The sequence below is a fragment of the Bradyrhizobium sp. MOS002 genome (assembly GCF_003020115.1).
GTDB lineage: Bacteria > Pseudomonadota > Alphaproteobacteria > Rhizobiales > Xanthobacteraceae > Bradyrhizobium.
In genome coordinates this window covers 640,807-660,321 of the sequence record NZ_PYFX01000003.1, presented here as the reverse complement: position 1 = coordinate 660,321, position 19,515 = coordinate 640,807, and the positions used below count along the sequence as shown (strand labels likewise).

At 64.6% G+C, this 19,515-nt stretch carries 19 protein-coding genes; 9 read left to right on the top strand and 10 right to left on the bottom strand.

Annotation, left to right across the window (positions count from 1 at the left end; genetic code table 11):
• Positions 1 to 80 precede the first annotated feature (80 nt).
• Complete coding sequence (locus C7G41_RS11820; protein WP_106942713.1) at positions 81 to 563, bottom strand: cupin; 483 nt, start codon at positions 561 to 563, stop codon at positions 81 to 83.
• Between the two features lie 243 nt (positions 564 to 806).
• On the opposite strand from C7G41_RS11820, the gene C7G41_RS11815 reads away from it, so the two are divergent.
• Positions 807 to 1,091, top strand: coding sequence for a hypothetical protein (locus C7G41_RS11815; RefSeq protein WP_106942939.1), 285 nt, complete (start codon positions 807 to 809; stop codon positions 1,089 to 1,091).
• An 81-nt stretch (positions 1,092 to 1,172) separates the two neighbouring features.
• Positions 1,173 to 1,889 carry a peroxiredoxin-like family protein gene (locus tag C7G41_RS11810; RefSeq protein ID WP_106942938.1) on the top strand — a complete coding sequence of 239 codons (717 nt, stop codon included), beginning with the start codon at positions 1,173 to 1,175 and terminating at the stop codon, positions 1,887 to 1,889.
• Between the two features lie 24 nt (positions 1,890 to 1,913).
• On the opposite strand, the gene C7G41_RS11805 is transcribed toward C7G41_RS11810, so the two are convergent.
• A complete protein-coding gene (locus C7G41_RS11805; RefSeq protein WP_199198315.1) occupies positions 1,914 to 2,801 on the bottom strand; it encodes a LysR family transcriptional regulator in 888 nt (295 codons plus the stop codon).
• Positions 2,802 to 2,999: 198 nt separating this feature from the next.
• Here C7G41_RS11805 and C7G41_RS11800 point away from each other — a divergent pair, with 198 nt between their 5' ends.
• A complete protein-coding gene (locus C7G41_RS11800) occupies positions 3,000 to 4,148 on the top strand; it encodes a patatin-like phospholipase family protein (protein ID WP_106942711.1) in 1,149 nt (382 codons plus the stop codon).
• 84 nt (positions 4,149 to 4,232) lie between these two features.
• The gene (locus C7G41_RS11795) at positions 4,233 to 5,183 is read left to right on the top strand and encodes an oxygenase MpaB family protein (protein ID WP_199198314.1); all 951 of its coding nucleotides are present in this window, start codon (positions 4,233 to 4,235) and stop codon (positions 5,181 to 5,183) included.
• Positions 5,184 to 5,313: 130 nt separating this feature from the next.
• Here the strand turns inward: C7G41_RS11795 and glgA are convergent, their stop codons facing one another.
• Positions 5,314 to 6,729 carry a glycogen synthase GlgA gene (gene glgA, locus C7G41_RS11790; RefSeq protein WP_106942710.1) on the bottom strand — a complete coding sequence of 472 codons (1,416 nt, stop codon included), beginning with the start codon at positions 6,727 to 6,729 and terminating at the stop codon, positions 5,314 to 5,316.
• 194 nt (positions 6,730 to 6,923) lie between these two features.
• Here glgA and C7G41_RS11785 point away from each other — a divergent pair, with 194 nt between their 5' ends.
• The 3 genes from C7G41_RS11785 (at position 6,924) to C7G41_RS11775 (ending at position 10,585) form a co-directional block, all read left to right on the top strand.
• Positions 6,924 to 8,120, top strand: coding sequence for a CaiB/BaiF CoA-transferase family protein (locus C7G41_RS11785; protein WP_106942709.1), 1,197 nt, complete (start codon positions 6,924 to 6,926; stop codon positions 8,118 to 8,120).
• Between the two features lie 184 nt (positions 8,121 to 8,304).
• Positions 8,305 to 9,372, top strand: coding sequence for an alcohol dehydrogenase (locus C7G41_RS11780; RefSeq protein ID WP_106942708.1), 1,068 nt, complete (start codon positions 8,305 to 8,307; stop codon positions 9,370 to 9,372).
• A gap of 133 nt (positions 9,373 to 9,505) precedes the next feature.
• Positions 9,506 to 10,585, top strand: coding sequence for an isocitrate/isopropylmalate dehydrogenase family protein (locus C7G41_RS11775; protein WP_106942707.1), 1,080 nt, complete (start codon positions 9,506 to 9,508; stop codon positions 10,583 to 10,585).
• Between the two features lie 33 nt (positions 10,586 to 10,618).
• On the opposite strand, the gene C7G41_RS11770 is transcribed toward C7G41_RS11775, so the two are convergent.
• The 5 genes from C7G41_RS11770 to C7G41_RS11750 all read right to left on the bottom strand — a co-directional run bounded on the left by C7G41_RS11770 (position 10,619) and on the right by C7G41_RS11750 (position 15,149).
• Positions 10,619 to 10,903, bottom strand: coding sequence for a hypothetical protein (locus tag C7G41_RS11770; RefSeq protein WP_106942706.1), 285 nt, complete (start codon positions 10,901 to 10,903; stop codon positions 10,619 to 10,621).
• A gap of 144 nt (positions 10,904 to 11,047) precedes the next feature.
• Entirely contained in the window at positions 11,048 to 11,869 is an 822-nt protein-coding gene (locus C7G41_RS11765; protein WP_106942705.1) for an enoyl-CoA hydratase, read from the bottom strand.
• A 110-nt stretch (positions 11,870 to 11,979) separates the two neighbouring features.
• A complete protein-coding gene (locus C7G41_RS11760) occupies positions 11,980 to 13,326 on the bottom strand; it encodes a murein L,D-transpeptidase (protein ID WP_106942936.1) in 1,347 nt (448 codons plus the stop codon).
• 375 nt (positions 13,327 to 13,701) lie between these two features.
• Positions 13,702 to 14,073 carry a helix-turn-helix domain-containing protein gene (locus C7G41_RS11755; protein ID WP_026233304.1) on the bottom strand — a complete coding sequence of 124 codons (372 nt, stop codon included), beginning with the start codon at positions 14,071 to 14,073 and terminating at the stop codon, positions 13,702 to 13,704.
• A gap of 29 nt (positions 14,074 to 14,102) precedes the next feature.
• Positions 14,103 to 15,149 (bottom strand): LysR family transcriptional regulator, encoded by a 1,047-nt coding sequence (locus C7G41_RS11750; protein WP_106942704.1) that lies wholly within the window; start codon positions 15,147 to 15,149, stop codon positions 14,103 to 14,105.
• Between the two features lie 506 nt (positions 15,150 to 15,655).
• On the opposite strand from C7G41_RS11750, the gene C7G41_RS11740 reads away from it, so the two are divergent.
• Positions 15,656 to 15,922 (top strand): hypothetical protein, encoded by a 267-nt coding sequence (locus C7G41_RS11740; RefSeq protein ID WP_106942703.1) that lies wholly within the window; start codon positions 15,656 to 15,658, stop codon positions 15,920 to 15,922.
• A gap of 206 nt (positions 15,923 to 16,128) precedes the next feature.
• Positions 16,129 to 16,860 (top strand): cytochrome c biogenesis CcdA family protein, encoded by a 732-nt coding sequence (locus C7G41_RS11735; protein WP_106942702.1) that lies wholly within the window; start codon positions 16,129 to 16,131, stop codon positions 16,858 to 16,860.
• Here the strand turns inward: C7G41_RS11735 and C7G41_RS11730 are convergent.
• Positions 16,857 to 17,993 carry a mandelate racemase/muconate lactonizing enzyme family protein gene (locus C7G41_RS11730; protein WP_106942701.1) on the bottom strand — a complete coding sequence of 379 codons (1,137 nt, stop codon included), beginning with the start codon at positions 17,991 to 17,993 and terminating at the stop codon, positions 16,857 to 16,859. The genes C7G41_RS11735 and C7G41_RS11730 overlap by 4 nt on opposite strands.
• A gap of 13 nt (positions 17,994 to 18,006) precedes the next feature.
• Entirely contained in the window at positions 18,007 to 19,464 is a 1,458-nt protein-coding gene (locus C7G41_RS11725) for a sensor histidine kinase (RefSeq protein ID WP_106942700.1), read from the bottom strand.
• Positions 19,465 to 19,515: the final 51 nt, after the last annotated feature.

Sequence of the window (19,515 nt, the reverse complement as noted above, 5' to 3'; positions counted from 1 at the left end):
TCTCCCGTGAAAGGTGTGGCGCCCGGCATGAGGATCCGGGTGCCACATCGGCAACTATCAGGCTGGGGCCGGGGCGCTGGTTACATGTTGTGGTCGTGCGGGTCCTTGCGGACGTCGCCGACATAGAGAATGACCGTTTCCTTGCCGAGGTTCTTCCACCAGTGCGAGGTGCCGTAGACCTCGGGGCGGATGTCGCCGGCCCTGTGCACGATCGGGTCGACGCAGTTGGAAGCGTGTTCGACGATCTCGCCTTGCTGCACGAAGATCAGGGCAGGGCGGTCGTCATGGCTGTGCCAGGGCACGATGCCGCCGGGCTCGATGGTCAGCTTGCGGAAGCGCAGCTCGCGACCTTCGATGTGTGCCGGCTGCTTGCCGAGGTCGATGGCGCCGAGCGTGACGTCGGTGACGCCGACCGGCTTGTAATCGACCATCTGCTGCGCGTTCGGCTTGGTCTTGTCGGCCGGACATTCGCCGGCGGAGACTGGCTGCGCCGAGAGTGTCAATACGCCGAGAATGGCAATGCCGGGCCAGACCGCGCGCGACAATGTGTGATGCTTGAACATCGGGACGTCTCCTGTGTTGGCCGCAGCCGCAAATGGTCGCCGGCTATGTCGGGACTGTCGTCGAGAGGGCGCTCGTTTTGAAATGCTCTTTCGCTCTCGCTGCGATAGACCGGCGCTATCGGGCCCGATACGCGCTCGCTATCGAACCGATTGGGGATCGGCATTTCCGCTTCCCGAGCGATTGGCGTTCGATGGCAGGGCGCCCGATTGGCGGGCGTTCACGTCAATCCGGAGAAGCATCTCATGACGAAATTGTCCAAGACCTTGATTGCCACGGCTGCGTTCGCGGTCATCGCCACATCGGCCTTCTCGGAGGCCACATGGGATTTCAAGGCTGGCATGGCCTACATGTATGGCGGACCCGGCAAGATGTCGGCGATGGCCATGGCCCCGGCGGAGAAGAACCACGAGGCCATGATGAAGGGCGCCAAGAAGGTCCCCGACAACACCGTCTTCTTCATGGACAACGGATCGCTGTATTCCACTTCGGGGCGGCTGGATCCGACCGGCAATTTCTACGTGAACTAAACCGGTCCTGGCATCGCGGCCGCCCTTGCGGGCGGCCGAACCGGGAAACTAATATCCGCCCCACGAATGCCGGAGCAGAAGATGACGTCTCTCTCGCCAGCCGACACCGAACAGCTCAGGCTTGCTTTCCAGCGCTGCCGCGACATGGACGGCACGCTGAACGAACAGCTCCGCGCCTATGCCGATGCCAGCCGCGAGGTCTTCCCGGCCTATGGCGAGGCCGTCGATCGCCTGGTGGCGCGATTGGGCGGAAACGGCGGCGGCGAGACCGCGCCGCGCCCGGGCGACGCAATGCCGCCGTTCATGTTGCCTGACGAGAGCGGGCGTCTCGTCGAGCTGTCCTCACTGCTGGAGCGCGGCCCGGTCGCCGTGATGTTTTTCCGCGGCCATTGGTGCCCCTATTGCCGGCTCAATGTCCGCGCGGTGGTCCAGGCGCTTGATCGCATCGAGTCCATGGGTGCGCGCATCGTCGCGGTCATGCCGGAGACGCAGGAATACACCCAGCAGCTCAAAGCGGAAGCTGGTGCGCCGTTTCCGATCCTGACCGACCTCGACAACGGCTATGCGCTGTCGCTCAATCTCGCGATCTGGCTCGGCGCCGAAATCCAGAGCCTGTTGTCCTATCAGGACATGGCGAAATTCCACGGCAATGATGGCTGGATGCTGCCGATCCCGGCCGTGTTCGTCGTCGGTCGCGACGGTCTCGTGAAAGCCCGCTTCGTCGATCCGGACTTCCGCAAGCGGATGGAGATCGATGATCTGCTCGAGGCGTTGGAAGGCGCGAGCAGGGAGGCCTAGAACGGTTAGCAGCGAACGTCGCCGCTAACCCGCAATCTCCCGCCAATCCGCACCGCGCAGCATGCGCATCACGGCATTGGCCACCGCCGTGCGCTGCCGGCCGGCCACCCCGTAAAGGCTGACGGTGCGACGGGCATCCAGCCCGGCGACCGCAGCGCGCGTCAGCGTCTCTGGCACGGGCGAGGTGTGCGGCACCATGGCGACGCCGATGTCGGCCTCGACCAGTTCGATCAGGTCGCGCTCGTTGGAGATTTCGTGACCCTGCTCGACCGCGATGCCGTGCTCGCGCAGGCTCGCGGAGATGCGGCGGGAATGCTCGCAAAACGTCCGGCTCAACAGCTGCTCTGCGCGCAAATCGTCCAGTTCGATGCTGCTGCGGCCGGCCAGGCGGTGTCCGTCGCTGACCATGAGCTCGAAGCTCTCGGTGAACAGCGGCCAGACATCGAGCCGCTCCCAGGCCTCGTCGATGTCGGCGGCAATTCCGAGCTCGGCCTCGCCCTTCTTCAGGAAGTCGGCCACTTCACGGCTCGAGCCGCGCAGGAAGCGGAATTCGAGCCGGTTGAACTGCCGCTTGATCTGGTTGAGATGAGGAATGAGCAGCGACAGGTCGATCGAATGCGTCAGCGCGACGCGGAGCGCGCCGATCTCGCCGCTCCGGAATGAGGAGGCAAGCGAGCGTGCGCCGATGGCCGCGTCAAAGCACTGCTTGAGCAGCGGATGCATGCGCTGGCCAAGCTCGGTCAATTGCGCCGCGGGCCGTTCGCGGCGAAACAGATCGCCGCCAAGCTCCGCCTCGAGCTGCTTGATCGCGCGCGTCAGCGAAGGCTGCGTCACGTTGCATTCCTCGGCGGCGCGCGTGAAGTTCAAGAGCTGCGCCACCGCGAGGAAGTAGCGGACCTGGTGCATTTCCATGGATCGGCTCCCGGCAGGATCGGCCGGAAATCTAACCGATCGGTGCCGGGAATGATATCCTGGCCGCAATAGCGCGTGCCTATGGTTTCGGAAGCCAGCCGGCATTTCCAAAGGGCCCGACAATCGCGGAGAACGGCAGGACGTAACAATGGCCTTACGCCTGACGAATGATAACCATCGGCTCGACAGGAGCGAGACATGAACAGCATGCAGGACAGCGGGCGCCGAAAGAGCATGGACCTGCCGGGTCAGGTCGTCCTCGTGCTTCAAGGCGGCGGCGCGTTAGGCTCCTACCAGGCCGGCGTCTACCAGGCGCTGCACGAGGCCGGTATCGAGCCGGACTGGATCATCGGCACCTCGATCGGTGCCATTAATGCCAGCCTTATTGCGGGTAATGCGCCGGAGCACCGGCTCGCGCGCCTGCGAGAGTTCTGGAAGCGGATGGAGCAGAAGCCGGTCTGGGACTCGGGCACCACATTTCCCGGCTTCAACGAGAAGCTGGCCTATTGGTCGGCCGTGACCCACGGCATTCCTGGCTTCTTCCGACCCAATCCGCTGGCGCATGCTGGGGATGCCTATCCGCTGGGCGCCGACCATGCCGGCTTCTATTCGACCGCTCCGCTGGAGAAGACGCTGCGCGAGCTGGTCTATTTCGATCTGGCCAACCGCTGCGCGCCGCGGCTGACGGTCGGCGCGGCTCATGTCGGCACCAGCCAGATGCGCTATTTCGACAGCCGCGACGGCGAGCTGACGGTGAAGCATGTCATGGCTTCGGGCGCATTGCCGCCGGCATTCCCGGCAGTGCGGATCGATGGCGAACTCTATTGGGACGGAGGCATCCTCTCGAATACGCCGACGGAAGCGGTGTTCGACGACAATCCGCGCACGAATTCGCTGATCTTCTCCGTGCATCTGTGGAATCCCGTCGGCGCCGAGCCGACCACGATGGCGGAGGTGCTGAACCGGCACAAGGATGTGATGTATTCGAGTCGGATCGCGAGTCAGATCGAACGCCAGCAGCAGGCCCATCGCCTGCGCCATGTCATCAACCAGCTTGCGGAACGCCTGCCTGAGAGCGAACGCGGCGATGCCGCGGTGAGGGAGCTGATGAGCTACGGCTGTCCGACCCGTATGCACGTCGTGCGGCTGCTGGCGCCGCAGCTCGACCGCGAGACCCATACCAAGGATATCGACTTCAGTCCGTCAGGGATCACGCGGCGCTGGCATGCCGGCTATGCCCACACGAGGTCGGTATTGGCGCGAAAACCGTGGATCGGCGAATTCGATCCGCTTGCGGGCGTAGTGCTGCACGAGCATATGGACGAGATGCCGATGGCGGCGGAGTAGAGCCGCAGGCGATCGTCCCCGTTCATCGAATTGCCACAGGCCTTGCGGATCGTCGGTCTTCGTCCGCAGCTGAAAGGCCGGCAAGTGGTATCGGGAAGCGATCTGGATCTGGCGCTCGATCACGTCCGCGCTGATGCGGCAGGACCGGTTGCCGGCGTGTTTGGTCCTGACACGGTGACCTGGCAGATCGACCGAGAGGCCGTCATCTTTCTCGGTGCCGGTCGTGCGCTGTTGCTGCAGCTGGCGCATCCCTGGGTCGCTGCTGCCATCGCCGAGCATTCGAAAACCTTCGCCGATCCGATCGGACGATTTCACCGCACCTTCGGCATCGTCTTTGCCATGGTGTTCGGCTCGCTTGACCGTGCTCTGTTGTCGTCGCGGCAATTGCACCGGCGCCACAGCATGATCGTCGGCGAGATGCCCGAGACCGTCGGTCCGTTCGCGGCAGGCTCGCGCTACTGTGCCAACGACATCCCGTCGCTGCGCTGGGTTCATGCCACGCTGGTCGAGACCGCGCTGATGGCGCATGATCTGGTCTTGCCGCCGCTCTCGGTAGAGGAGCGCGAGCGCTACTGGGCCGAGAGTCGGTTGTTCGGTGCCTTGTTCGGGTTGACGGCGCACGACCTGCCCGCGGACTGGTCGGGCTTTGCGGCCTACACCGCGGCGATGGCGCAATCGGACACGTTGACCGTCAGCCTGGCCGCGCGCGAGATCGCGAAGCAGATTTTTGGCGGCGCCCGTCCGTGGTTGCGGCCACCGCGATGGTATCGCGCGCTCACGGCGAGCCTGCTGCCGGAACGCCTGCGTGTGGGGTTTGGGTTCGAGCTTGATGAGCGCGACGCCAGGTCGGCCGACAACGCGCTCCGATGGATACGGCGCGTCTACCCGAAACTGCCAGATCGGTTGCGCTATGTCGGTCCCTACCAGGAAGCGCAAGCGCGGCTTCGCGGCGAGCCGCAGCCCGACTGGATGACGCGGTGTCTCAACCGGGCCTGGATCGGGCGGCCGCAGATGGATCAGCGCGGGAAGGGGTGAAGTTCTCCGCCGCTGCCACAAACCACCGTCATTGCGAGGAGCCCTTGCGACGAAGCAATCCAGGCTGCTGCCTCGGAAACAGACTGGATTGCTTCGCTGCGCTCGCAATGACGAGGAAACACCGCGCGCCTCACACCGCCACCAGCTTCCGGTACAGCGCGTTGTAGCTGCCGGCCGGGATGCTCCAGGAGAACGAGCGTCCCATCGCGCTGCGACGCATGGTGTCGAGCTGGTCCTGCGCCACGAAGGCGGAGAACGCCCGGCGGACGCCGCCGAGGAAGGATTCGTGCGAAGGTTTTGAGAACAGGAAGCCGGTTTCGCCGTCGGTAATGGTTTCGGCGAGGCCGCCGGTCTGGTGGCCGATCGGTAGCGAGCCGAAGCGCTGGGCGTACATCTGGCTGAGCCCGCAGGGCTCGAAGCGTGAGGGCATCAATGTGAAATCGCTGCCGGCGAAGATGCGGCGCGCCTGGGCGTCGTTGAAGCCGATCGCGACTCCGATGGCGTCGGGGCGCCGGCGATGCGCGTCGATCAGCGCCTGCTCGAGCGCCGGCTCGCCGGAGCCGGTGACCACGATCTGACCGCCGGCATCGACGATCTCGTCGGCCGCCGCCAGCACGAGGTCGATGCCCTTCTGGTGCACCAGCCGGGCGACGATGCCGAATATCGGGCCGCGCGACACCGCGAGCCCGAACTGCCTTCGCACATAATCCGCATTGGCCTTTTTGCCGATCCAGTCGCCGGCGCCGAACTGCTGGGCGAGCTGTGCGCAGGAACGGGGGTCCCAGCTCTCGTCGATGCCGTTGAGGATGCCGGTGAGCTCGGCCGCGTCGGAGCGGACTCGCAGCAGGCCTTCGAGACCGCAGCCGAATTCATCCGTGGTGATCTCCCGGGCGTAGGTGCCGCTGACGGTGGTGAGATGCGAGGCGTAGACCAGCCCGGCCTTGAGGAAGGAGAGCTGGTCGTAGAACTCGACGCCGTCGATGTGGAAAGAGCTCTCCGGCGCGCCGATCCGCCGCAGCGACTCCTTCGGGAAGAGGCCCTGATAGGCGAGGTTGTGAATGGTCAGGATCGACGGCAGCTTGGAGCCGCGCCAGGCGAGGTAGGCCGGCACGAGCGAAGCCTGCCAGTCATTGGCATGGATCAGGTCTGCTGCCCAATCCTTGTCCAGCTTGCCCATCGCGAGCTCAGCGGCGGCCGATGCAAAGCGCGCGAAACGGATGTCGTTGTCGGGCCAGTCGCGCCCGGACTCGTCCCCATAGGGATTGCCGGGCCGGTCGTAGAGTTGCGAGCACAACAGCACATAGACCGGCAGGCCGTCCTTGGTCGCGGCCCGGCCGAGCGAGCAGGCCGGCATCTCCGCGAACGCCGGACAGCGGCCAACGATCTGAATATGCGTGAGTTGTTCGATGATGTCGCGATAGCCGGGCAACATGACCCGGATGTCGGCGAAAGGACGAAGGGCTCGGGGGAGTGCAGCGGAAACGGCTCCGAGTCCGCCGACGCGGACAAAGTCGTCCATTTCTGTCGTAACGAACAAGACCCTCAAGAACTGCTGCCCTCTGCCGGAGCCCGATTGCTGCTATGCAAGAACGGGTCCAGTTGCCCTGGAATTCCCAAGCCCGCCCACGAGACGTGTCTGTTCGGTAAAGACTTTCCTACTCAGCTGCCGCCCTTTAGGGTCGGCGCACAAATAACAGAGAACTTCGATAGTTCCTGAGTGACCCGAGGACGCAAGCAGGCATGCAGCTATCAGATAAGCATGAGGGGACGACGACAAAGGCCTTCGCCGGCCTCAGGGTTCTGGATTTTTCGACCACCATCGCCGGTCCCCATTGTGCGCGGATGCTCGCCGACATGGGCGCCGAGGTCATCAAGATCGAGACCGACGGCGGCGAGACGATGCGGACCCGGCCGCCGCTGCGCAAGGGCTGCAGCACCGTGTTCGGCCAGCTCAATGTCGGCAAGAAGAGCGTCGTGCTCGACCTCAAGTCCGAGGACGGCAAGGAGGCGGTCCGCCGGCTGGCCGTGACTGCCGACATCCTGGTCGAGAACTTCCGCCCCGGCGTGATGCACCGGCTGCGGCTCGACTATGACAGAATGCGCGCCGTCAATCCGAAGCTGATCTACTGCTCGATCTCCGGCTACGGCCAGAGCGGCCCGTCCGCCGAATTGCCGGCCTACGCGCCGGTGATCCATGCAGCCTCCGGCTACGACATGGCGCATCTCGCCTACCAGCCCGGCCGCAGCCGCCCGGATTATTGCGGCATCTACCATGCCGACGTCGTCACCGGCACCTACGGGTTTGGCGCGATTGCGTCGGCGCTCTACCAGCGCACGGTCACCGGGCTCGGCCAGCACATCGACGTCTCCATGCTGGAATCGATGCTGACGCTGACGTTGATCGAGTTGCAAAACTCGCAGTTCACCGTGAAGCCGCCGCCGCGCCCGATGTTTGGCCCGACCGAGACGGCGAGCGGCTACGTCATGATCACGGTTGCCAGCGAGAAGACGTTTAAGGGACTGATGGGGGTGATCGGTCGCCCCGAATGGATCTCCGATCCGCGCTTCTCCACCTATGCCGCGCGTCGCGACAATTGGGCCGACTTGATGGACGGTGTCGAAGCCTGGTCGCGGCAGTTCTCGACCGAGGCCTGCCTCGCCGCGCTTGGCGCTGCCGGCGTGCCGGCCTCGGCCTATCGCAGCGTGTCCGAGGCGCTGGCCGATCCGCAGATCGCGCACCGGCAGGCGCTCTCGTCTGTGGAGGACGAAGGCGGCTCGTTCCAGGTCCTCAATCTGCCGTTCCGGATGTCCGGTGCCGACACAGCGCCGGCCAGGACGATGGCCGTGCTTGGCGAGCACACCGACCGGCTGCGCGCGGAAATCGGCCTCACCGAGGGTGCGCCAATTCCGTCAGGCAAGACAGCCGTGCAAAGCTGACGGCAAGTCTGACCGCAAGTCTGACGGCAAGTCTGACGGACAGCTTCGTGCAGCAAGCAATGCGGCTTTGCGCGAGGTCGGCTTGCCATCATCCGCCGGCCTCATCTACACAGGTCCGAGTTTGTCTCGTCCTGCCGCCCATGCCATGGTGGCGGCGACAAGAAAAGTATCCGGGAGGACACCGATGAAAAGTTTCAAGGTCGCCGATTTCAAGGCGCCGCTGCAGGAGTTCGACGAGGCAACGCCGCAGCCGTCCGGCACGCAGGTGCTGATCAAGGTGAAGGCCGCCGGCGTCTGCCACAGCGACCTCCACATCTGGGAAGGTGGCTACGATCTCGGCCACGGTCGCAAGCCGTTGTCGCTGAAGGACCGCGGCATCAACCTGCCGCTGACCATGGGGCACGAGACCGTCGGTGAAATCCTCGCCTTCGGCCCGGACGTGAAGTCGTCGGACCAGGGCGATGTGAAGATTGGCGATGTCGGCCTGGTCTATCCCTGGATCGGTTGCGGCAAATGCGCGACCTGTCTCGCCGGCGATGAGAACATGTGCCTGACGCCGCGCTCGCTCGGCGTCTATTGCGACGGTGGCTATTCCGACCACATGCTCGTGCCGCATCCGCGCTATTTGCTCAATCTGAGAGGGCTCGATCCCGCGTCGGCTGCACCTTACGCCTGCTCGGGCGTCACGACTTACAGCGCGCTGAAGAAGCTCGAGCAGCACTTCGACACCCCGATCGTGATGTTCGGTGCCGGAGGCCTCGGCCTGATGGCACTTTCGCTGCTGAAGGCGATGGGCGGCAAGGGCGCGATCATGGTCGACATCGACGCCAAGAAGCGCGAAGCCGCGGAGAAGGCCGGCGCGCTCGCGACCGTCGATCCCAAGGCGCCCGACGCGCTGGAGCAGCTTGCCAAGAAAGCCGGTGGTCCCATCCGCGCGGTGCTCGATCTCGTCGGCAACGCCGCCACTACGCAACTCGGCTTCGACTGCCTGACCAAGGGCGGCAAGCTCGTCATCGTCGGCCTGTTCGGCGGCGGGGCGACCTGGGCACTGCCGCTGATTCCGATCAAGGCGGTGACGATCCAGGGCAGCTATGTCGGCAATTTGCGCGAGACGCAGGAACTGCTCGACCTCGTGCGGGCGAAGAACATCGCGCCGATCCCCGTGACGCGGCAGCCGCTCGCCAAGGCCAACGACGCGCTGGTGCAATTGCAGCAGGGCGCGGTGGTTGGCCGCACGGTGCTGACACCGTAGCCTCGGTCTATCCTCCGTCATTGCGAGCGCAGCGAAGCAATCCAGAATCCCTCCGTGGAAACAGTCTGGATTGCTTCGTCGCAAGAGCTCCTCGCAATGATGAGGCCACACCTTTCGCCATTTAGGAAACCCGATGTCCGCAAATAACGCCTTCCACATTGCCGTGCTCGCCGGTGACGGCATCGGGCCCGAAGTCATGGCGCCGGCCATCGAGGTCCTGCGCAAGATCGAGACGAAATCCGGCTTGAGCTTCCGCTTCACCGAGGCGCCGGCGGGCGCCAACCATTATCTCGCCACCGGCAAGTCGATGCCTGATACCACCATCAAGCTGTGCGAGGAGGCGGACGCGATTTTGCTCGGCGCCTGTGGCCTGCCGTCGGTGCGCTATCCTGACAACACCGAGATCGCGCCGCAGATCGAGCTGCGCTTCATCTTCGATCTCTATGCCGGTGTGCGCCCTGCGCGGCTCATTCCGGGCGTGCCGAGCCCGATCGTCGGCGCCGACCAGCGCGGCATCGATCTCGTCGTGATCAGGGAGTCCACCGAAGGCCTGTTCGCATCGATGGGCAAGGGCGTCGTCGCCCATGAGGAGGCGCGCGAGACCATGGTGATCACGCGCAAGACGTCCGAGCGCCTGTTCGAGTTCTCGTTTCGCCTCGCCGAGCGCCGCAAGGCGCGCGGCAAGCCGGGGATGCTCGCCTGCGTCGACAAGGCGAACGTGTTCAAGGCCTTTGCGTTCTTCCGCGGCATCTTCGACGAGATCGCCAAGCGTCATCCGGAGGTCAAGACCGACCGGCTCTATGTCGATGCCTGTTCGGCGATGCTGGTGAAGCGTCCCTGGGATTTCGACGTGATGGTGATGGAGAACATGTTCGGCGACATCGTCTCCGACATCACCGCGAGCCTGATCGGTGGCCTCGGCATGGCGCCGTCCGCCGACATCGGCGACAAATATGCCGTGTTCCAGCCGTGCCACGGCACCGCGCCCGACATCATGGGGCAGGGCAAGGCCAATCCCACCGGCATGATCCTGTCGGCGGCGATGATGCTGGACTGGCTCGCCGACAAGCACGGCGTCGAGGGCGCGGCCGAGGCCGGCGAGACCATCGAGCGCGCCGTGGACAAGGTCTACGCCGGCGGCCTCAAGCCGATGGAGTTCGGCGGCAACAACGGCACGGCCGACATCACGAAGGCGGTGCTCGCGGCGCTGTAGTCAAGGAAGAGGGGCCTCGCGGCCCCTCGCAGTTCACCAGCGACGCCAGTGGCGGTGACCGCCCCAGCCCCACGGGCGCGGACCGTAGAAGCGTCGCGGGCCGCCGTAATACCCGTAGGCGCCATAATAGTTCGGACGCCAGAAGCAGCGGCCCCATGGGTTGCACACCCAGCGCACCTGATCGAGCTCAGCTGCCGGGCCGCTCGCGATACGGTCGGCCTGCGGAATGCCGTTCGGCATCGCCGCGAGTGCCTGTCCTGATGCTAGCGCGGCGCAGCCTAGGGCAGCCAGACCAAGAACAGCAAATTTGAGTTTCATCGCAATCTCCCTCGTTTGATGGCGAGAGAACTTCCAGCAAATCAGCTGGTTGCTATGGTGTTGCAGGAGCGGGGGAATTTAATCTTCCTGAATGCATGTTCACGTTGCCTGCCGTCGTTGCTTCGCGTTGTGGCAATAGTGGAATCATCGTCCCTGAAACTGCGGCTTGCGCTTCTCCATGAAGGCCTGCCTGCCCTCGCGAAAATCGGCACTGTCCATACAGGCCGTGCCGACCGCCTTGATCGCGTCCATGTCGCGCGCGCTTTCGTCCTTCAGCACTTGCGCGATGGTGAGCTTGGCGGCCTTGATCGCGAGCGGCGCATTTTGCGAGATCGTCTCGGCGATGCCCATGGTCTCGCCCCAGAGCTGATCATCCGGAACCACGCGCTCGACCAGCCCGATTCGCAGTGCTTCGGTGGAATCGATGCGCATGCCTGTGTACATCAGGAGCCGGGCCCAGGACGGTCCGACCAGCGACACCAGGTGCTTCAAGCCATCATAGCCGTAGGCGATGCCGAGTTTCGCCGCAGGAATGCCGAACTGGCTGCCATGGGAGGCGATGCGGATGTCGGCGAGCATCGCCACCTGCATGCCGCCGCCGAGGCAAAAGCCCTGGATGCAGGCAATCGTCGGCTTGGGATAATCGGCAAGCAGCGCGCGCTGGGCGGCGCTGCGTTTGCCATATTCCTCTGAAGCGGCGGCGTTATGGCGCGTCTTCTCGAACTGGCTGATGTCGGCGCCCGACACGAAGGCTTTGCCACCGGCGCCGCGCAGGATCACGACGCGCACGGCAGCATCGTCGCGCAAGGCTGTCAGCGCCTCGCCAAATCCCTCCCACATCTCCAGCGACATCGCGTTGCGCTTGTCGGGATTGTTGAAGGTGATCACGCCGACGCCACCGGCGGTGTGCTTGAGGATCTTGCCGTCGGCGCAGGGAATTTCGGTCGTGCTGGACATGTCGGACATCGCGCTCGCTTTCGTTGGCGAGGTGCAATGTTCGGCCGCGGCGAGGCCTGGGTCAACCGCGGCAACGGACGTGGCTTTGCAGCCGCCTGTGCCGGGATTGCATGGCCAATCTATCTCGTCATGTGTGCGGTCAGCGGGTGGCTGCCGGCATTGCTGAAAAATGCCGCCTCTTCGGCGGTCGCCTCCAGCAGCTGCTCGTCCTGGTGATAGACGTCGTTGCGGAACTGGACGGTCTGGTCCTTGGTCATCCACGCCGTGAGATAGATCCAGGCCACCGGCACCTTCTTCGCCATGGCGACGTCGAGATGCTGGCCGCTGGCGATTTCCGCGTCGATCGCGGCGCGGCTCCATTTCGGCTGGTCCTTCAACAGCCAGGCGGCGAGATCGCGCACATTGTCGACGCGCGAGCAGCCATGGGAATCGAAGCGGTAATCATCGCTGAACAGATTGCGCTGGTTGGTGTCGTGCATGTAGACCGAATAGGAATTCGGCATGTCGATCTTGACCGCGCCAAGCGCGTTGAACGTGCCGTTGTGCTGGCGCACGGTGAAATTCGGCGTATGCGTGCCGGACCAGTCGACTGAATTCGGATCGATCGGATTGTCGTGGGCGTCGAGCACCTCCATGTGCATGCGCGACAGATAGGTGGGGTCCTTGCGCATATGCGCGGAGATCTCGGTCTTGGCGATCGAGGAGGGCACCGTCCAGGTCGGATTGAGGACGACGCTGCTGATCTGGGTCGTCAGCGTCGGCGAGGGCTTTTCGGTCTTGCCGACGATCACGCGATAGCGCCGCACCACGACGTCGTTCTCGACCGCTTCGGCGAAGGCGGCGGGGATGTTGACCACGACATAGCGCTGGCCGAAGCCGAAATCCATGTTCTCGAGCCGCTGGAGCGAAGCCTCCAACTGCCGGATGCGCATCTGCACCGGCACGTTCATCGCCGCGATCGTGCGCGGCGTCATCGTTGCGGTCGGTGCGAGGCCGTGGCGGGCCTGGAAGCGTTTCACGGCGTCGGCGAGATCCTGGTCGAAGGCGCCGCTCGCCTTGTCGGCGGCAAGATCGCCGGAGACGATCAGCCGCTTGCGCAGGAGATCGTCGTTGGCGCCCTGGGCGCCGAGCGCGAATTTGGCGTCTGCCGGGATCGCCGGCCAGCCGCCGCGCACGGCGAGATCGGAATAGCTCAGCGCCGCATCCTTGATGCGCTGGGCGGATCCTTCGTCATAGGTCGGCTCATGCGTCAGCGCGAGCGCCGCGGCCGAGCGGCTCTCTGCCGTCGAAGCGGCCGCCGGCGCGGCGGTTTTCGGTGCGGCTGCGTGGGCCGGATTGGCGGTGGTCGGCACCGTGCCTGCAGTCGCCGGCCTGGGCCAGGCCTGTCCAACGGTCTCGGTCTGAGCAAGCGCAGAGGCGCTCGCAAGCATGCCGACGGCAAGGATCATCGCATGGCGTTTCGACATGTGTCCCATCTTCTCCATGAGAGCGAGGCCCGGACGGGCGCTCGCATCGGCAATTTCCGGTTCGCTGTGCTGATTCGAGAAATCGGCCGGAGGCTAGCGCCTCCCGGTTGCGGCTCCCTTAAGCACGGCGCATCACGAGCCCCGCACGTCGGACGGCGGTCTCTGGATTGGGTCGCGACAGGGCCGGAATGGGTTCGCGAAAACCGCGGGCGGCGGCAGGAAAATGCTCAACAAAAAGGGGCGGTCATGCCGCCCCGAGAAGTCCGCGCGAGCGCGCGGGCCGGATATATCTTGTCCGGGTCTCGTCCAATCCAGCCGCGCCCCCGTGACGCGGCGGATTGAACATCGGGCGGAAAGGCGCGAACGCCGATCGGCTCAGGCTTCGTTCGCTGCGATCGATTCCATCAGCGAGACGAGCTGACGCTGCACCGTCTGGTCCTTGATCTTGCTGTAGGCGCGCAGCAGGCGGAGGCTGAAGGCGCTATCGAGGAAGAGCAGGCTCTCGACTTCGCGCGCCTTGTTGTCGCCGTCATAGAAGAAGGTCACGGGCACATCGAGGGCGGTGGCGATCTGCTGAAGCCGGGCCGCGCCGACGCGATTGACGCCCTTCTCGTACTTCTGGACCTGCTGGAAACTGACGCCGAGCTTCTCGCCGAGCTCGGCCTGCGAGACCTTCATCTCGACGCGCCGCAGACGGATTCGCTTGCCCAGCTCAATATCCGGCTTGCCGGCACTGCGCTGCTTCATTCTCTTCGCCGCTGTCTTCATCTTTTTTCTCATCGGTCTTCGGTTGAAAACCCCCCGAAGAGCTGGGTCAGGGGTTCGCCCATATACTCGTCCTTGAATTCATGCGGGTGCACGAACTCTTCCTTAAACCACGGGAAACGCGCCGGATTGAAGGCTTCGATCAGCCAGTCAATCATGTGCCGCACGCGCGGAATCCGGCCGCTACCAGGGTGGTAGGACAACCAGATATCCAGCGATCTGTTCAGCTCGACCTCCAGTGGAATCAACTTCCCGCCAAGCGCAACGGCGTAGCTCGGGAATACGCCGATTCCGGCGCCATTCGCGACCGCCCAGTAATTGGCGCTCGAGACGTTGGTCTTCATGACCAGAAGCTCACGCTCCGGAACGCCGGGGAAGAAGCTCTCGAAAGTTTGCTTGGCGTCGAGCTGGTCGGCGAACTGCAGCACCAGGCGGTGCTTGATCAACTCCATCGCCGAACGCGGCGCGCCATGTTTTGAAATGTATTTCTCGGAGGCCCAGAACATCAGATGCATGCGGCCGAGCCGCACCAGCTTGACGTCGAGCGCCGCAGGCCGCGACAGGTGAATGGCGACGTCGGCCTCGTGGCGGGAGACGTCGGCCGAGCGCATCGCGCAGTGCAGGTCGACCAGGATCTTTGGATAGGCCTGCTGGAATTCGACCAGTCGCGGGGCGAGCCAGAATGTGCCAAGTCCCTCGGTGACGGCGACGCGGACCTCGCCGGACAGGGCGTTCGCCGTCGAATCGCTGGTGCGCAGCACGTCGAACGCGGCCGCCTCCATTTGCTCGACGGCGGAGACCACCAGCGCGCCTTCGTCGGTCAGACGGGTGCCGTGGACGTCGCGGGTGAACAGGGTGGTACCGGTCTGGCGTTCGAAATCATCGATCCGGCGGCGGACGGCGTTGATCGACAGCGACAGGCGCTCGGCTGCCGAGCGGAAACTTCCGCACCGGACGACTTCCAGGAAAATGCGCGCCGCATCCCAGTCCGAGAGGCCGCTGATGTTTGTCTTTGGGCGTTCCTCCAGTGGAACGCCCCTTTCCGCCAAGGAGTGCATACAAGTCCCTTCGGGTCGCTAAACTGGCAGAATCTGGCGCAAACCACAACCACGGCGGGTTGGGGAACGACGAGTTTTGAACGTCATCCTTACTATGCCGCGGGTGGTATTCTGGTGCTGCCAAGGCTGGGAACAGGGGCTGGGAATCGGGCAAACCATCGCCCGTTATAAGGGGTGTGGCGTGAGTTCCGTTGTGAGCCGTAACATGGCTGCGGGATCGTCGGTGCTGTCCGCAATAGACGTCCTTGCGCGAGAGCCGGCGCTGCCTTTCGCGATGGATCAATTGCAGGACGCCGGGCGTTTCAGGATTGAACGTTTTACGACCGAGTGGGTCGACGGCGGCCCGCGGCGCGACACGACACGCGCCGGAACCGCGGTTTCAAGGCAGCAACACACTGAAATCATGTTCGGGGGCGCAGCGGCCTCGTGTTATCCTCGATGCTCCATGGGGCCAAAGAGGTCGTCATAACCACGTCTCACAGGCCGAATTAGCGGGAAGAACGCCGGTGTCGCATTCAGACGAACAGTTGCAGTCGGTGCTGGAAACGCTCGAAGAGTGCCGCCGGGTGCTCAACGAGAGCAACAGCCGCGAGTCGGCCGAGCTGCTGTCCATTGTCATCCTGGACGTGCGGATGAAACTCAAAGGAATTGACAGTGCCGATCTCAAGGCACTGTGCGACGAAATGTTGCGGAGCGCGACCAGCGAACCGCAGCCCCCCTCCAAGCAGACGCAGGACCAGCCCCGGCGTCCGCTGCTCCGCGTGGTGAAGTAGCCGCGCCGCCAAGTCTCGCTTTTTGGCGAGATTTGTGCGTGTCCCGATGCCGCATCTGTGATCAGAGACGGCATCGGGAGGAGCCCTGGTTTTGTGCGCCTCTGTTGCGCATTCGCTGGCATCGGCTACATCTGGGCCGGTTCGGCTCCGGGCCGCGCGTATTCCCCGCGCGCCGCGCCGGTGCCTGAGATGGCTCCGACTGCATCATGCAAAATGTTTCGATCCCGGCGGCGCTGATTGCCGGCCTCGTCAGCTTCCTCTCCCCTTGCGTCCTGCCGCTGGTTCCGCCCTACCTGATCTATCTGACGGGCGCGACGATCGAGCATGTCGAAAGCAACGAGCCGGCATCAGTCTCCAAACGCGCGATCATGATGTCGGCGCTCCTGTTCGTGCTCGGTTTCTCCACGGTGTTCGTGGCGCTCGGCGCCAGCGCCTCGCTGGTCGGCGGGCTTATCCGCGCCTGGTCGGCCGAACTGTCGATCCTCGCCGGCATCGTCATCATCGTCATGGGCCTGCACTTCCTCGGCCTGACGCGCATCGGCCTGTTGATGCGCGAGGGACGCTTGACCGCGCCCAAGCCCGTCGGCCTCTGGGGCGCTTATGTGATGGGGCTCGCCTTCGCCTTTGGCTGGACACCCTGCATCGGTCCAATCCTCGCCGCGATCCTCTCGGTCGCCGCGGCCGAAGCGACAGTGACGAAGGGCGCCGGCCTGCTCGCGGTCTATTCGGCCGGCCTCGGCATTCCCTTCCTGATTGCCGCTCTCATGATCGAGCAGTTTTCCACCCTGTTCGCGCGCATGAAGGGCCATCTCGTCAATGTCGAGCGCGCCATGGGCGTCCTGATGGTGATCACCGGCATTGGATTCCTCACCGGCGCGGTCTCGAACGTGAGCATCTGGCTGCTGGAGACGTTTCCGGCGTTGCAGACGTTCGGTTAGGCCTCCGCCGCAAACCGCGCCAGCGCGGCGCGATCGATCTCAATTCCGAGGCCCGGCCCCTCGGGCACCCGCACGACGCCTCTCGCATGTTCGATCGGCTCCTTCAAAATCGCCTGCCGGATCGGATGTTCGGTGCGGTCGAATTCAAGCATCGGGTCGAGCGGTGACAGCGAAGTCGGCGTGTGCGACGGCAGCACGGCGAGGAGCTGAAGCGAGGCCGCGATCGCGATGCCGGTGCCCCAGACGTGCGGATTGTAGCGGATGCCGAACGCCTCGCTCATATCGGCGATCTTCTTGCATTCGGAGAGACCACCTGCCGCGCAGGTGTCGGGCTGGGCGATGTCAAGCGCGTGCGAGACGAACAGTTCGCGGAAGCCGAAGCGCGTGAATTCGCACTCGCCGCCGGCGACCGGAATAGTGAGCGCGGATTTCACCGCACGGTAGCCCGCGACATCCTCCGGCGGCACCGGCTCCTCGAACCATCCGATGTCATGGCGCTCGATCAGGCGGCCGAGTCGGATCGCAGCGACCGCGTCATAGGCGTGGTTCGCATCGACCATCAGCGCGACATCGGGGCCGATCGCCTCGCGCACCGCGCGGGTGACCGCGGCGTCCTCCGCGATGCCGAAGCCGACCTTCAGCTTCACGGCGCGGAATCCTTCGGCGGCATAGCCCGCCGCTTCCTCCGGGAGATAGGTCAGCGGATCGCCTGACTTGCGCCGGTAGAGACCGGTCGCATAGGCCGCAACCTCCTTGCGCGCGGCGCCGCCGAGAAGCTGGTGCGCGGGCACGCCAAAATGCTTGCCCTTGATGTCCCATAACGCGATGTCGATGCCGCTCATCCCCTGGATCACGACGCCCTTCTGGCCGTGATCTCGCAGGAGCGCGTAAACCATCTGCCACAGCACGTCGGTGCGCAGCGGATCCTCGCCGATCAGCCACGGCGCGATACTTTGCACCACAGCTGCCGTCATCCGCGCCGGCCCATAGCATTCACCCCATCCGACAAGACCATTGTCGGTCACGATCTCGACCAGCATCGCGGTGCGCGTGTCGTACCAGGCGCGCGAATAGGCAAAGGGCTGCGACAGCTTTGCCTCGAGAATGTGCGTGCGAACGCTTGCAATCTTCATCGCCGGTCTCCGTTCACCGCGCCTCATCCAGTGCGCAAATCACCGTGCAGACCACGCCGCGCGGCAGGAAGTCGACTGTTGCCTCGCCGCCGAGCTGGTCGCGCGCGCTGCGCTCGATCAGGCGTGAGCCGAAGCCGCGTTGCACCGGCGCCGTCACCGGCGGTCCGCCGGTCTCGGTCCAGATCAGGCGCAGCCGCGGCTTCGGCGCATCGACCATGACCTCCCACTCCAGCGTCACCCGGCCGGCCTCGTTGGACAGCGCGCCGTATTTCGCGGCGTTGGTGGCGATCTCGTGCACGATCATCGACAGCACCACGGCGAGCCGCGGCGACAGCGGCACCGCGGGGCCGGCCATGCGGATGCGCTCGGGATTGTTCAGCAGGAATGGCTGGAGCACGCGGGTGATCACGTCCCGCAGCTCGGAGCCTGCCCATTTCTCTTGGCTCAGCAAATTATGCGCTTCGGCCAGCGCGCCGAGCCGGCCCTCGAACTTCACCCGCTCGTCCCGGCTGGCGCTGCGGAAGGTCTGTACCGCGATCGCCTGCATCAGGGCGAGCGTGTTCTTGACGCGATGGTTGAGCTCGTCGATCAGGAGATCGTGCAGCATCTCGCCGCGCGCGATCGTGGTCGCCATCCTGACCGCGAAGGTCAGGCCGGTCAGCAGCAGGATGCCGCCGATCAGGCTGGTGATCGCGATGTTGCGCCAGAGCGGAGCGATCAGCGAGCTCTCCGCGACGCCGGCGACGATGGTCCAGCCGGTCAGCCGCGACTTCGTATAGACGGAGGACAACGCAACGCCGTCGAGCGAAACCGTCGAGAGTGCGGCCTCCGGCGTCCGCAACATGCTCTCATACAGGGTGCCGGAAGCCCGCTTACCGAACGTCTCCGTAGGGTTCGGCGTGCGCGCGAACACGAAAGCCTTGGTGTCGAGCAGGGAAACCGTCCACTCCCGGTCGGGCCGTTGCTTCTCGACCAGGTCTTGAAAGATGCTGACCGGCGGGCTGAAGCAGAGGTCGTAGATCACTTCGCCGTCGCGGAGTACCGGAACCTCGACCGTAAGCACTTGTCGCCCGTTGATTGCGCCGGTGAACAGGTCGGAATATTGCGGCGACCTGGTCGCAAACACCTTCTCGATGATCTCGAGATGTCCCCGTGGCGGCAGGCTTGCGGTGTCCTCGGTCGCGGAGGAAAACAACAGCCGGCCGTTGCGATCGGAGATCAGCACGAGGCCGCCCTTGCCGTACTGGTCGACGAAGCCGAGCGCGATCCGGCGGAAGTTCTGGAAGTCGTCGTTCCGCAGCGAATTCGTCAGCGCAAGCACCTGCAGGCCGCCGGTCATTCGCTGCACCTCGGAATCCAGCACGAGGCGCATGCTGCGCACGTTCTCGAGCACGCGGCGGGTCGCGTCGTTGCGGTCCTGCTTGTAATTGTAGACGGCAATACCGACCGCGAACACGATCAGCGGCAACATCGTTCCCGTGACCAGAAGAGCGAGCCGGACCGGCAAAGTGAGCTTTGACAA